Origin of the sequence: Novosphingobium sp. (genome assembly GCF_025351285.1) — a bacterium.
In the GTDB taxonomy this organism is placed as follows: domain Bacteria; phylum Pseudomonadota; class Alphaproteobacteria; order Sphingomonadales; family Sphingomonadaceae; genus Novosphingobium.
This window is the reverse complement of record NZ_JANXWG010000004.1, coordinates 1-12957: the sequence shown is the minus strand read 5'-3', so window position 1 is coordinate 12957 and position 12957 is coordinate 1. Positions and strand designations below refer to the sequence as shown.

The 12957-nt window shown below is 61.7% G+C and carries 12 protein-coding genes; 6 read left to right on the top strand and 6 right to left on the bottom strand.

Translation table 11 applies throughout. The features are described from left to right. The first annotated feature begins 2 nt into the window (after positions 1-2). The 3 genes from hslV (at position 3) to Q0R16_RS00310 (ending at position 2722) form a co-directional block, all read left to right on the top strand. A complete protein-coding gene (gene hslV / locus Q0R16_RS00320) occupies positions 3-575 on the top strand; it encodes an ATP-dependent protease subunit HslV (protein ID WP_295630629.1) in 573 nt (190 codons plus the stop codon). Between the two features lie 75 nt (positions 576-650). Beyond that, positions 651-1952 carry an ATP-dependent protease ATPase subunit HslU gene (gene hslU / locus Q0R16_RS00315; protein ID WP_295630626.1) on the top strand — a complete coding sequence of 434 codons (1302 nt, stop codon included), beginning with the start codon at positions 651-653 and terminating at the stop codon, positions 1950-1952. Between the two features lie 155 nt (positions 1953-2107). Beyond that, complete coding sequence (locus Q0R16_RS00310; protein ID WP_295630623.1) at positions 2108-2722, top strand: DUF4375 domain-containing protein; 615 nt, start codon at positions 2108-2110, stop codon at positions 2720-2722. Here Q0R16_RS00310 and Q0R16_RS00305 read toward each other — a convergent pair. Then, positions 2683-3504: a hypothetical protein gene (locus Q0R16_RS00305; protein ID WP_295630621.1), complete on the bottom strand. Its 822-nt coding sequence runs from the start codon at positions 3502-3504 to the stop codon at positions 2683-2685. The genes Q0R16_RS00310 and Q0R16_RS00305 overlap by 40 nt on opposite strands. Before the next feature lie 293 nt (positions 3505-3797). On the opposite strand from Q0R16_RS00305, the gene Q0R16_RS00300 reads away from it, so the two are divergent. Beyond that, positions 3798-4700 (top strand): IS1595 family transposase, encoded by a 903-nt coding sequence (locus tag Q0R16_RS00300; RefSeq protein ID WP_295630618.1) that lies wholly within the window; start codon positions 3798-3800, stop codon positions 4698-4700. A 642-nt stretch (positions 4701-5342) separates the two neighbouring features. Here the strand turns inward: Q0R16_RS00300 and Q0R16_RS00295 are convergent. Then, on the bottom strand, positions 5343-6761 hold the full coding sequence (locus tag Q0R16_RS00295) for a peptide MFS transporter (RefSeq protein WP_295630615.1): 1419 nt from the start codon (positions 6759-6761) through the stop codon (positions 5343-5345). 88 nt (positions 6762-6849) lie between these two features. On the opposite strand from Q0R16_RS00295, the gene Q0R16_RS00290 reads away from it, so the two are divergent. Further along, complete coding sequence (locus Q0R16_RS00290; RefSeq protein ID WP_295630612.1) at positions 6850-7038, top strand: DUF1737 domain-containing protein; 189 nt, start codon at positions 6850-6852, stop codon at positions 7036-7038. A 6-nt stretch (positions 7039-7044) separates the two neighbouring features. Here Q0R16_RS00290 and Q0R16_RS00285 read toward each other — a convergent pair whose 3' ends face one another. The 3 genes from Q0R16_RS00285 to Q0R16_RS00275 form a co-directional block, all read right to left on the bottom strand. Further along, positions 7045-8376 carry a peptide MFS transporter gene (locus Q0R16_RS00285; protein ID WP_295630609.1) on the bottom strand — a complete coding sequence of 444 codons (1332 nt, stop codon included), beginning with the start codon at positions 8374-8376 and terminating at the stop codon, positions 7045-7047. A gap of 37 nt (positions 8377-8413) precedes the next feature. Beyond that, positions 8414-9226, bottom strand: coding sequence for a sterol desaturase family protein (locus Q0R16_RS00280; RefSeq protein ID WP_295630606.1), 813 nt, complete (start codon positions 9224-9226; stop codon positions 8414-8416). Between the two features lie 79 nt (positions 9227-9305). Continuing rightward, positions 9306-10397, bottom strand: a complete 1092-nt coding sequence (locus tag Q0R16_RS00275) for an AraC family transcriptional regulator (protein WP_295630603.1) — start codon at positions 10395-10397, stop codon at positions 9306-9308. A gap of 37 nt (positions 10398-10434) precedes the next feature. Here Q0R16_RS00275 and Q0R16_RS00270 point away from each other — a divergent pair, with 37 nt between their 5' ends. After that, complete coding sequence (locus Q0R16_RS00270; protein ID WP_295630599.1) at positions 10435-10944, top strand: hypothetical protein; 510 nt, start codon at positions 10435-10437, stop codon at positions 10942-10944. A 176-nt stretch (positions 10945-11120) separates the two neighbouring features. Here the strand turns inward: Q0R16_RS00270 and Q0R16_RS00265 are convergent. After that, positions 11121-12957, bottom strand: a 1837-nt coding sequence (locus tag Q0R16_RS00265; protein WP_366857043.1) for an ABC transporter ATP-binding protein/permease, incomplete at its 5' end; no start/stop codon positions are given.

Below are 12957 nucleotides of genomic sequence, written 5' to 3'. Positions count from 1 at the left end.
GCATGGACGATAGCAGGGCGAGCCACGGCCTGATCCAGTGGCACGGCACCACCATCATCGGGGTGAAAACCAAAGCAGGCACGGTGATCGCCGGGGATGGACAAGTCTCGATGGGCAACACCGTGATGAAGCCCAACGCGCGCAAGGTGCGGCGGATCGGTGAGGGCGGGAAGGTCATCGCCGGGTTCGCCGGCGCCACCGCCGATGCATTCACCTTGTTCGAGCGGCTGGAACGCAAGCTGGAGCAGTATCGCGGGCAACTGATGCGCGCCGCGGTGGAACTCGCCAAGGACTGGCGCACCGACAAGTACTTGCGCAACCTCGAAGCACTGATGATCGTGGCCGATGCCGAGACGATGCTGATCCTGACCGGCAATGGCGATGTGCTGGAGCCCGAGGCGAAAGGCGATGTCGTGATCGCGGCGATCGGGTCGGGCGGAAACTACGCGCTCGCTGCCGCGCGGGCGCTGGTCGATTACGAACAGGACGCCGAAGTGATCGCGCGCAAGGCGATGCAGGTCGCGGCCGATGTCTGCGTATTCACCAACGATCGCGTGACCGTCGAAACGATCTGACCTTCTTCCCCCCTCCCGCAAGCGGGCGGGGGGCCAGAATGCCCTTCCGCAGCGGATGGGCGGAGACCGCCGAACATGATCCAGAACCTCACCCCCAAGGCGATCGTCGCCGCGCTCGATGAACACATCGTCGGGCAAGCCGAAGCCAAGCGCGCGGTCGCCGTCGCGCTGCGCAATCGCTGGCGCCGCCAACGCCTCTCGCCCGAATTGCGCGACGAGGTCAGCCCCAAGAACATCCTGATGATCGGGCCGACCGGCTGCGGCAAGACCGAGATCAGCCGCCGCCTCGCAAAGCTGGCCGAAGCCCCCTTCGTCAAGGTCGAGGCGACCAAGTTCACCGAAGTCGGCTACGTCGGCCGCGATGTCGAACAGATCGCGCGCGACCTGGTCGAAGAAGCCGTGCGGCTGGAGAAGGACCGCCGCCGCGAAGCCGTGCGCGAACCCGCCAGCAAGGCGGCGATGGACCGCTTGCTCAAGGCGCTCGTCGGCGAAAGTGCCAGCGAAGCCACCCGCGAAAGCTTCCGCCAGCGCATCCACGAAAACGCCATGAACGACGTCGAAGTCGAAATCGAAGTCGAAGACGCCCCCGCCGCGCCGTTCGAGATGCCCGGCATGGGCGGTAACGTCGGCATGATCAACTTGTCCGACATGATGCAGAAGGCCATGGGCCGCAACAACCTCAAGCGCCGCAAACTGCGCGTGGCCGATGCCTGGGACAAACTGGTCGACGAGGAATCGGAAAAGCGGATGGACCAGGACGATGTCGCCCGCGTCGCGCTGGCCAACGCCGAAACCAATGGCATCGTCTTCCTCGACGAAATCGACAAGATCGCGGTCAGCGACGTGCGCGGCGGCTCGGTCAGCCGCGAAGGCGTCCAGCGTGATCTGCTGCCGCTGATCGAAGGCACCACCGTGGCCACCAAATACGGCCCGATGAAAACCGACCACGTGCTCTTTATCGCATCGGGCGCGTTCCACATCGCCAAGCCCAGCGACATGCTGCCCGAACTGCAAGGCCGCCTGCCGATCCGAGTCGAACTCAAGGCGCTGACCGAAGACGACTTCGTCCGCATCCTGTCGGAAACCCGCGCCAACCTGGTCGAACAATACACCGCACTCATCGGCACCGAGCAAGTCACGCTGACCTTCACCCCCGAAGCCATCCGCGCGCTGGCCCGCGTGGCCGCGCAAGTGAACGAAAGCGTCGAGAACATCGGCGCGCGGCGCTTGCAGACGGTGATGGAAAAGCTGCTGGAAGAAGTGAGCTTCGAAGCGGAGGACCGTGTCGGGGAGACGGTGACGATCGACGAAGCTTACGTGGCCGGCAAGCTGGGCGCGCTGGCGCGGGATAGCGATCTGTCGAAGTATATTCTTTGAGGGGTTTTAAGGGTTTAAGTTAGCCTCCGGCGGGCAAGGGCCAGCGGCCCTCGCATCCCATCGTTGGCCATGTTGCGCTGGCGTTGCGCTAGCCGACCGACAAGACGCGGCTGGCGGATATTGCGCAGTGGTCCCGGCTGGTGCAGATACGGCCAATGCAAAAACTGCCTTGCATCGAGTGCGGTGCCCTTATTTTACCGACAACTGCGGAGTCTACGGGCGGCAGGTGCATGGCCTGTAAGCAAGGCATACGAAAAAGCATGGAGGCGTCACGCGTTTACTACAAGCGTCAAAAGGAATATGATCCGTTTAGAGAGCTTCGGGTGTCGCTTGTGAATTGTAGTTCGCAAGATAGAAATTTGACCAATTGGTCAGACCAAGAGGCCAAATATTTCTCGATGGCCCTGCTGGAGGGCGAGATATACAATGGGGGATTTGACCAGTATTTTTCAAACTCATCAGGAGGATATTATCTTCGAGCTGTTGGTGGTCTGCGCGACATTAAAGCTTTTTCGACACTTAACATAGTCGAAGAGGCAGCTCAGTTGATATTCGGGTCTCTTGCCCCACCGAAGACTCAGGAAGATCGGTGGCGTATTATGTATGATAAATCCAACGAACTTTCAGCATTTACGCCAAACTTCAACTCAGAAAAACTGGAGAAATTGGACAAATTGTTCTGTTCTGACCCCGATGGCCTCGTAGATCGCTTGTCGACCTACGCCGAGTTTCATGATCTGCTCACTCCATTCAGAATTAGCCAAGGTTGATATTTAATTGATATGCCTATCCGCTTAGCACAGGTAGCGATTAAGGTCAAATAGACTGCTCGCGGGTTGGCTTCGATCCTTGTAATATGCGGCCATTCTTTTTCGATTTCTACGCGGTTAACTTTCAGATCGGTGTAGGTAAGCGCCTTGGGGACTTTCGATCTTGTAAATGGCTTATCACGTAACGAATCGAGATATTCGATTTCAGCATAACCCCAATGATTTTTATCGATAAGCTGATATACGGTAGTCGCCTGATAGCTGACTGGTAATCCCCATACCCGCAAAATGCCGTCCGCCGCGAGTTGATGAAATTTTGAAAGGGCATCAGAGTAGCGGTCGGTATCGCCGCTCTCGAATTGGTCAAGTTGGCGATCGCTCCAATCTCCGAAAGCGGCGTAGGCAAGTGCTGCCCTGAGGGACGTATCCCGATCTTCGCCTCGATGAGCAACCACCCCAACGGTTGCGACTGATGATACACTTGTTGCTAGATCAATGTGAAAGACGGCAGGCGCTATCTTGTTCCAGACAACTACAACATTTTCGTAGAAATGATTGATGGTTAGACTGATTGGGCGAGGATCAGAAACACTTGGCGTAGCCAATGCGCTATTTTCACGCTCTGCGGACCATAAAAATGCCGCCAGCCAAACTAGCACCAATCCGATCACCCAAACCACTAGATATGGTGCTCTGCTGATAGCACGAAACATAGTGATTTGGTTGGCGAGAAAATTTTTGGCATCGGAATTGGACGCAGCGGCAGACGCAGCGATACCCAAGATGACCCCATATGTGCTGCCAGCGGAGATTGGTAACCAGCATATGAACCTGTGGATGAGTCGTCGTTGCATTCGCCTACTATAACATCGTTATCCCCCGCTGACGCAAGGGGATAACGATTATAAGCATCAACTAAATAATGTATCGTCACTTTACCCCCTCAGTTCGAACCTGCCCAACCAATATGATTTGATTTCGGTTCTACACATTCAAATTACATTATACATGACACATATCTTTTGCAATATCTTAAATATGTGCTACAGTAGGTCTGTAGCAACGGGAGGAATGGTTGGGTATCATTGGTTTCATCAGGCTATACAGCGACGAAAATGCTTGCATCACCGCTATTGCTAAGTTGAAGTGGCCCAATGGTTTCTCATGCCCATGTGGTTCAACCTGCTCCTATCACCTGAAATCTCGCCCTCGAATCTTTGAATGTGCCGCTTGTGGGCACCAGCATTCCGTCACGGCAGGCACGGTTTTTCACAAAACCCGCACCGATCTGACGAAGTGGTTTCTCGCGGCGTATATGATGGCCAGCGACAAGCGTGGTGTTTCGGCCATGCATGTCAGCCGCGAACTGGCGCTTCGCTACGATACGGCATGGCTAATGTGCCATAAGCTGCGCGCAGCCCTGTTTGAGCGCGAAGGGTTCGAACTGGAGCATTTCATCGAGGCCGATGAAACCTTCTATGGCGGCTATCGAGAGAAGGGGCGACGTGGGCGGGCGATGAACCCAAAGAAAGCAATGCTGGTCCTCGCGGTCGAAAAGGTTCTGGCCACAAAAGGGAACCGCGAGTGGGTGGCAGGGAATGCACGGATCGAGGTCATCGAAACGGCTGATGCGGCGACTCTGACCAATTTCATGAAGCGCAATGTCGCACCGAAGGCCCGCATCATCACCGATGGATGGAGAGGCTATAATGGCCTCAAGGACGCTGGGTTCAGGCATACAGGCGTCATTGCCTCAGGTGAGGCCGCTGGTGAGCAGCTACCCATGGTCCATATCATGTTTTCAAACCTGAAAGCGTGGCTGAACGGAACCCATCACGGCGTGAGCAAGAAGCATCTGCATCGCTATCTGCGCGAGTGGAATTACCGCTTCAATCGGCGGAATGGCCCCGTTGCGGATTTCATCCTGAATCGACTGGCAAATCAGCAGGGAGTGACATACGCTGCTCTCGTTGGATGAACGAGGATGGGTATGAGATTGTCAAAACGCGCCTTTAGTCGGATCATCATGGCTTCCGCGCGGTCGGCCTCGCCTTTGGACGACGAAATACTGAGGGAAATCGCCGAAGAACATGGAGACGACCCCGAATTACTTATTGAAAGACATAAGGAATTTCGCGAGTTGTGGATAGAGGAAATGGCCGATAAATCAGGACCCACTCCTATCGTCTTCTAGCTCTTCCATAAATTTCTCCATCAGTTCTTGCATTTTTGCCGGAACAGGAATGTTTTCATGCGGCCTATGAATAGTATCATACACTTCTCGATTTTGTGCAGCCCACCGCGCGCTTATACGCTCGACAATATTAAATAGCGAATAGCCTGTTCTGTATCGGTCGATTAGCTCGCGTAGATCGTCTTCATCTTGTTCACTGGATGTTATTCCTGACATAAAATTTCTCCTACTCATGTAGGCTATTTATGTTCAGACTTTACCTGTGCTAAGCGGATAGGCATATTAATTGATTTCCTGACCCCCGCCGCGAAGCGGCAGAATCATTGTCCTTCGGACAGAAGCAAAAAGCCATCCGGTCCGCTCCCCCCAAAAAGTCCCGGGTTCCAAGGGCGATGGCCCTTGGCCGCCGGAGGCCACTTTCCCCCTTCAACCCAACACCGGCTCGGTATCCACCTTCGGCACCAACGCCCCTTCATCCTCAGCCCGCCGCACCCCCAGCAGTCTGCGCAACGTCGGCGTCAGCGCCACCAGCGCCACAGCACCGCCCGCGCAGATCGCGGCGTTCAAGGCCCAGAACGACGAGGGGGTCATCGTTTCGTACATCTGGCCCATGCGGCCGGTGATGAGGCTCGCGGCGGAGACCGAGAGTTGGTAGGTGCCGACGAGCGAGCCGCGCCATTGGGCGGGGGCGCGGGTGGCGTAGAGCGAGAGCGCGGTGGGGGTGAAGTACATCGCGCCGAAGTTCGAGACGACGTGGAACAGGATCGGCAGCATCAGCGGGGCTCGGCCGCCAGAGTCTCCCGACATGCCTGCCAGCAGCGGCCCGGCGGAGAGGATCAGCACGCCGGCGGCGAAGATCAGCGCGCCGGTGGACATCTTGCCGAAGGTATCGGGCTCGCGGCCGCGTCTGGCCTGGCGCGCCCAGATCCATACGACGAGCGGGATGAACAGCGCGGGGGCAAGGCCGTCGAGCGATTGCATCCACGGCACGGGCACCTGGAAGCTGCCCATTTTCATCTGCACGTGATCGCGCAGCCAGATGTTGTAGACGTTCCAGATCTGCGCCTGCGCGATCCAGAAGCTGACCGCGATCGGCCAGACCAGCAGGAGTCCCAACACTGCGCGACGTTCGTCGGGGGTGAGCGGGGTGCGCTTGGCCGCCGGGCCTCGCACCGATTGCGCTTTGGGCAGGTAGCGCTGGCCGAAGGTATAGACCATGAGCCCGATCAGCATCCCGAACCCGGCCACCGCGAAGCCCGCGTGCCAGCCGTAGATTGCTGCCACCGCGCCCGAGACGATCGGCGCGATGAATGCGCCGGTGTTGATGCCGAGGTAGTAGTACTGGAACGCGGTGGTCTCGCGCCGGTCTCCGTCGGGGTAGAGCGACTTGACTTGCGCGGGCAGGTTGCCGCGCAGCAGCCCCGCGCCCAGCACCAGCAACAGCAGGCCAAGCAGGAAGCTGCGATCGAACGCGAACGAGAAATGCCCCAGCGTCATCAGCAGCGCGCCTGCGGAAACCGCGGCGCGGCGGCCGATGAAGCGGTCTGCGATCCAGCCGCCCAGCAGCGGCATCGCGGCGATCCCTGCGTAGTAGAGCCCGAAGGTCTGCGTCGCCAGCGCCTGGTTGGAGAGGTGGCCGAACGCGCCCTCGACCGCGTGGCGATAGGCGGCGAAGCCCCAGATCGTCGCCACGCGGTCGGGCGCGATCAGCAGGTCGCCGGTCATGTAAAGCACCAGCATCGCCAGCATGCCGTGGAACGAAATGCGGTCCCACAACTCGGTGCCGGCGAGCACCCACAGGCCTTTCGGCTGGCCGAACAAGTCTGTGCGGGTGGCTGCGACCATGATTGCTCCTGCTTCGGGCGGAAACGGAGAGACTGCCCGGCTGCTGCCCGGCTTGCAATGGCCCCGTTGGACAGGATAGGCAGGCACCATGTCAACGCCGCCAGATGATCGCCCGACCTACCGCCTGCTCACCGGCAAGGACGATCGCGCGTTCTGCGAACGGGTGTCCGAGGCTTTGGCGCAGGGCTGGCGGCTTTATGGATCGCCGACGTTGGCGTGGGATACCGAGAACAACTGCATGAAGGCCGCGCAGGCGGTGATGTGGCCCGACGATTGATCGTTGCTAGGCCGATGCAAGCCGCTTGCGCAGCAGCGGGGCGAGCGCGAACAGCAGGATTCCGGTGCCGCCGACCAAGCCTGCATTGATCGCCCAGAAGGCCTCGGGGCTGACCCGCTCGTACAGTCCGCCCATCCGGCCTGAAATCAGGCTGGCTGCCGAGACTGCGAGACTGGCCAACCCGAGCATCGTCCCGCGCCAGTGTTCGGGCGCGTTGCCGGCGTAAAGCCCGGTCTCGACCGGCGCGAACAGCACCCAGCCGAGGTTCGAGGCGATGTGGAACGCCAGCGCCCAGCCGAGCGCGGCCTTTCCGCCCGATCCCATCGCCGCGCCGGTCGCCAGCAGCAGGCACGCTCCCGCGAACACCAGGCAGCCCAGCGCCATGCGGTTCAGCGTATGCGTCCCCCGCTCGCCGAACCCGATCACCAGTGGCGCGATCAGCAGCGGCGCCAGGCTGTCGAGCGAGGCCAGCCACGGCACCGGCACCTCGAACCCGCCCACCATCCGATCGAGATGATCGCGCGCCCACAAGTTATACAGGTTCCACACCTGCGATTGCGCCACCCAGAACCCGATCATCAGCGGCCACAACGCGGCGAGCGCCCACAATCGGCCGCGTTCCTCGGAGGTCAGCGGAGCGGATGGCACATCGCTGCGGCGCCGCACCGGTTCGGGCGGCAAGTGGCGCGAGCCCAGCCGGTAGATCGCCAGCCCCACCAGCATCCCGAACCCCGCCAGCGCGAACCCCGCATGCCAGCCCCAGGTCCGCGCGAGCGTGCCGGTCAACAGCGGCGCGATCACTCCGCCGGCGTTGACCGCGATCATGTAGACCTGGAACGCATCGCCCGCGCGGGTGTCGCCGCTCGCGTAAAGCGCGCGGACTTGCGCGGTCATGTTGCCGCGGAACAGCCCGACGCCCACGACCAGCAGCGCCAGCGCGGGCAGGAACGTGCGATCGAACGCCAGCGCGAAATGGCCCATGGTCATCGCCAGCGCGCCCATGGTGACGGCGGTGCGGCGCCCGGTGAAGCGATCGCCGATCCACCCGCCCACCAGAGGCATCATCGTGACGGCCGCGATATAAAGCCCGAAGATCTGCGCGGCCAATGCCTGCGGGGACAGCGGCCCGGTCAACCCTTCGATCGCGGCCCGCGCGGTGCCCAGCCCGGCAACGTGCCCGATCCGGCCGGGCAGCAGCAGTTCGCCCGCCATGTACAGCACCAGCAGCGCCTGCATGCCCTTGAACGAGATGCGGTCCCACAGTTCGGTGCCCGCGAGCACCCACAGGCCGGGGGGATGGTCGCGCAAGCGGCGGACGGGTGCGGTCGAAGCATTCACCCTCGCGTTGTGTCACGCGAGGGTGAATGTGCAAGGTTCAAGCGCTGGCTGGCAACCCGACCGGCTCGGCAGGGGCGGGCGTCGTCACCTTGGCGAACGTTTCGGCATAACGCGGGTGCTCGGTGCGCATCGCCTTGTCCCACCACGTGAAGTACAGCCCGTAGTTGTGGTTGAACCCGCCCGCATGGTGCAGATCGTGGTGCGTGGTGGTGTTGATCCAGCGCGTCAGCGGGGTGGATAGCCACCAGCGCGGGCTCAGTTCATACCCGGCGTGGCCCATGCCGTTTCGCAGCACCTGGAACAGCATGAACGTAAGGAATGTCAGCGGTGGCGTGGTCACGAACACCAGCCACAGGAACACGAACAGTGCGTTGATCGCAGCCTCGCCCACCGAAAAGCTGTAGATCGCAAACGGCGTCGGCGTGACCGAACGGTGGTGCGCAAGATGAAAGCGCCGGTACAGCGCCGGATGGTGCAGCGCGCGATGCGTCCAGTAGAACCAGCCGTCGTGCAGCACGATCATCGTCACCAGCAGCGCGATGGTTTTGACCCACCCGCCGTTGCGCGCGATCGGGTGGAGCACGCCCGCCTTCATCAACGCCACCACGATCAGCGAGATCACCGCATAGACCATGCAACTGCGCACCGATTGCAGGAACTCGCGGCGTATGTCGGCCGCAGTAGCCTGCCGCTTTTGCAGCTTGCGGCTGGCCAGCCGGGTCCGCGCCATCACCCACACCACCGCGCCGATCAGCAGGGCAGCGCCGATATAGCGGGTGAAGTCGAACTGGAACGAACGCAGCAGCACCATGCCGGCGAAAGTCAGGGGGTCGGCGGCGGCGGGATTCATAAGGTGTGCTCCGGCTTGGGATCGATGACCATGCCGTGCCGTGTCGGCGACGGTTCAGCCCAGCGCATTCGCTTTTCGACTAGCCGATTCCGGAATCGACCAGCGACTTGGCCCGCCATTCGCTCGGCGTCATCCCCTCGGCCTCGCGGAAGGCGCGGTTGAACGGGCCGAGCGAGCCGAAGCCCGCGTCGATCGCGATCGTCAGGATCGGCACCTCGCGCTGCGCCGCATCGGCCAGCGCGGCCTTCACTTCGGCCAGCCGGTACGTGTTGAGGAAGGCGGTGAAGTTGCGGAACCCCAGTTCGCCGTTGATCGCGCGGCGCACGCGGTATTCGGGCTCGACCAGCAATTGCGCCAGCGCGGTGAGCGAGAAACCCTCGGCGCGATAGGCGCGATCGTGGCCCATCACGTGGCGCAGCCGTGCGGTGAGCGGAGATTCGGCGGGGGTGGGTTTGGGTTCGTCGACTGGCCCCCCCGCGCGCGACAGCGCGAAAAATCCTTGCGGGCGAGGCAGGGCAAACAGTTCGGGTGACCGCGTGGCGTGGAGCCCCAGCACGGCCGTCAGGATCACGACGAAGATCGCCACTTGCGTCGGCATCCGCGCCAGGGGCATCAGGTTGCCCACCACGCGGCCGGCTTCGAGCAGGTTGACCCACAGCACGAAGCCGCCGATCGCGAGGATCAGAGCCAGCCGGAACGCGCGGCGCGGCTCGACCAGATCGCTCGCGCGCCCGCGCCACGCCACCCACATGCCCGCCAGGCCAAACCCGACCATGCCCACGCGCACCAGGCTCCAGATCACGATCGAGACGTGGCCCGTCGTCGCGATCAGCGTGACTTGTGCCAGTGGCAACAGCGCAAATCCGCCGATCAGCGCCCAATTGCGCGTGCCGACGCGGTTGCGATCATCGAACCACAACCGCGCGAACAACCAGAACAGCGGCGGCGCCATCACCGAGGCGACATCGCACACCAGCGCCGCCAGCGTATCGCGCGCGGTGGCGAGCAGCAGCCCGGCGAGGATGTATGCGCCGATCGCCGCCGCCATCGCCACTGCCGCGCGAGCGGCCGGGACGCGGGCGTGATCGCGTAGGAGGACGAGGGACCAAAGCGCGAGAAGCGCGAGCGTGCCGCCGCGGGCGAGGAGGTCGAGGGTGGGGAAGGGGGTCATATCAGGCTAGCAAAGGTACTGTGGTCTGCGAATTGCCATGCTAGAAGCCCAAATTGCAAACTCTTACTTCACGCTGGGGGATTGGAAATTGGGGCTACTTGTAAAGGGTTGCTTGCCGATCATCATTGTCGCGCTTCTTGTGTTGGTGGTCTCAGCCTTCTTGGGTTCAACGACTCGGACCGCACCGCTGGGCGTCCCTGTCAGTTCACTGGCGCGGCGTGATCGGCCTACCGGAATAGAGGAGAACGCGGCTGATCCATATACACAAGCTGAGTATCCGCAGACGATTAAGCAGTTTGGATCGGTTATAGCGAAAATCAACGACGAACGCCGTAAGGCGGCGGGCATTGCAGCAACGTACGCGGCGTGTGATCGAGTTTCAAATGTCCAAATATCTCAGAAATCTAGCAAGAAACGTCGCCGATATTGGGCTGATTGCTCAAACATGACTCGGGTTTACCTCGATGCGGATTCAGTTTCGCGGGGCGATGCTGTGACACTGCAAACTCAGGCAGACATGGAGATTACCGGGCTGAAAGAATGGTAGCGGTTGGTTTGGTCTGCACTTCGCGGTCTCGGTTGATGACCTACCGTGGATCAGCGAAACAATGAGCCCCTCTCCTTCAGGGGAGGGGTTGAGGTAGGGCGTTTCCGGCAATTCGAGTGCCTGCCTTCACGCCCCCACCCCTCGATCCCTTCCCCTGAAGGGACGGGGAAGGGGCGTCACCCCACAACCTCATCCTGCTCGTTTGCCTGCCGCGCCCACATCTCGGCATAAAGCCCATCGCGCCGCAGCAGTTCGGCATGGCTGCCCGCTTCCGCCAGTCGTCCCTGATCCAGCACCAGAATCCGGTCCGAATCCGCGATTGTCGAAAGCCGGTGCGCGATCGATAGCGTGGTGCGGTTCGAGGCGACGGCGCGCATCGTGCCGAGGATTTCCTGTTCGGTGCGGGTGTCGAGCGCGCTGGTGGCTTCGTCGAACAGCAGGATCGGCGGGTTTTTCACCAAAGTGCGCGCGATCGCGACGCGCTGCTTCTCGCCGCCGGACAGCTTCAACCCGCGCTCGCCCACTTCGGTGTCTAGCCCGTGCGGCAAGCGGTTGATGAATTCCGCGATCGCCGCGCCGCGCGTGGCGGCTTCGACGTCGAGCATCGTTGCGCCGTCGCGGCCATAGGCGATGTTGTAGCCGATCGTGTCGTTGAACAGCACCGAATCCTGCGGGACAATGCCGATCGCGGCGCGCAACGACGCCTGTGTCACGGTGCGGATGTCCTGCCCGTCGATCAGGATGCGGCCGCGCCAGGGGTCGTAGAAGCGGAACATCAGGCGGGCGATCGTCGATTTGCCCGCCCCCGATGGGCCGACCAGCGCGACGCGGGTGCCGGCTTCGACCTCGAACGACAGGCCGTGGAGGATCGTGCGGTCCTCGTCGTAGCCGAACCACACGTCCTCGAACGCGATCGACGGCTTGCGGATCACCAGCGCGGGGGCGCCGGGGGTGTCCTGCACTTCGACATTGGTGTCCATCAGCGCGAACATCGCCGCCATGTCGATCAGACCCTGGCGGATCGTGCGATAGACCATGCCGAGCATGTCGAGCGGGCGGAAAAGCTGGGTGAGGTAGGTGTTGACGAACACCAGGTCACCCACCGTCAGCCGGCCTTGCGACCAGCCATAGACGGTGTAGCCCATCGCGCCGGCCATCAGCAGGTTGACGATCAGCGCCTGCACCATATTGAGCAGGCCGAGGCTGTTCTCGCTCTTCACCGCGGCTTCGGCGTAGGAGCGCGTGGCTTGCGCATAGCGCGCCTGCTCGCGATCCTCGGCGCAGAAGTATTTGACCGTCTCGTAGTTGAGCAACGAATCGACTGCGCGGCTGAGTGCCTGCCCGTCGAGCCGGTTCATCTTTTCGCGCAAATGCGTGCGCCACTCGGTGATCGTGCGCGTGGCGATGATATAGGCGACCACCGCAGCGCTGGTTGCGATCACCAGGCCCCAGCCGAAGTTGATGTAGAAGATGATCGTCACCGCGGTCAGTTCGATCACGGTGGGGGCGATGTTGAACAGCAGGAAATAGAGCATCGTATCGATGCTCTTGGTGCCGCGCTCGATCACCTTGGTGACTTCGCCGGTGCGGCGGGCGAGGTGGAAGCGCAGCGAAAGGCGGTGGAGCCGGGCGAACACGTCCTCGGCGAGGGCGCGGGTGGCGTCCTGGCCGACGCGTTCGAACACGATGTTGCGAAGGTTGTCGAACATCACGCCGGCAAAGCGGCCGCCCGCGTAAGCCAGCACGAAGGCGAGCGCGAGGGTGTAGAGCGAGTGGTCGCCGGCGATGGCGCCGGTCTTTGTCATCGCGTCGATCGCACGCTTGTAGAGATAGGGCAGCGCCAGCGTGGTTGCCTTGGCGCAAAGCACCATGACCATCGCGCCGACGATCCGCCAGCGCAGGCCCGCATTGTCGCGCGGCCAGAGGTAGGGGAGGAATCGCTTGAGCGTCTGCCAACCCCGCCCGTTTTCCAGGGCGCGGCGGGCATCGGGCGAGTTCACGGCTGTATCGGGT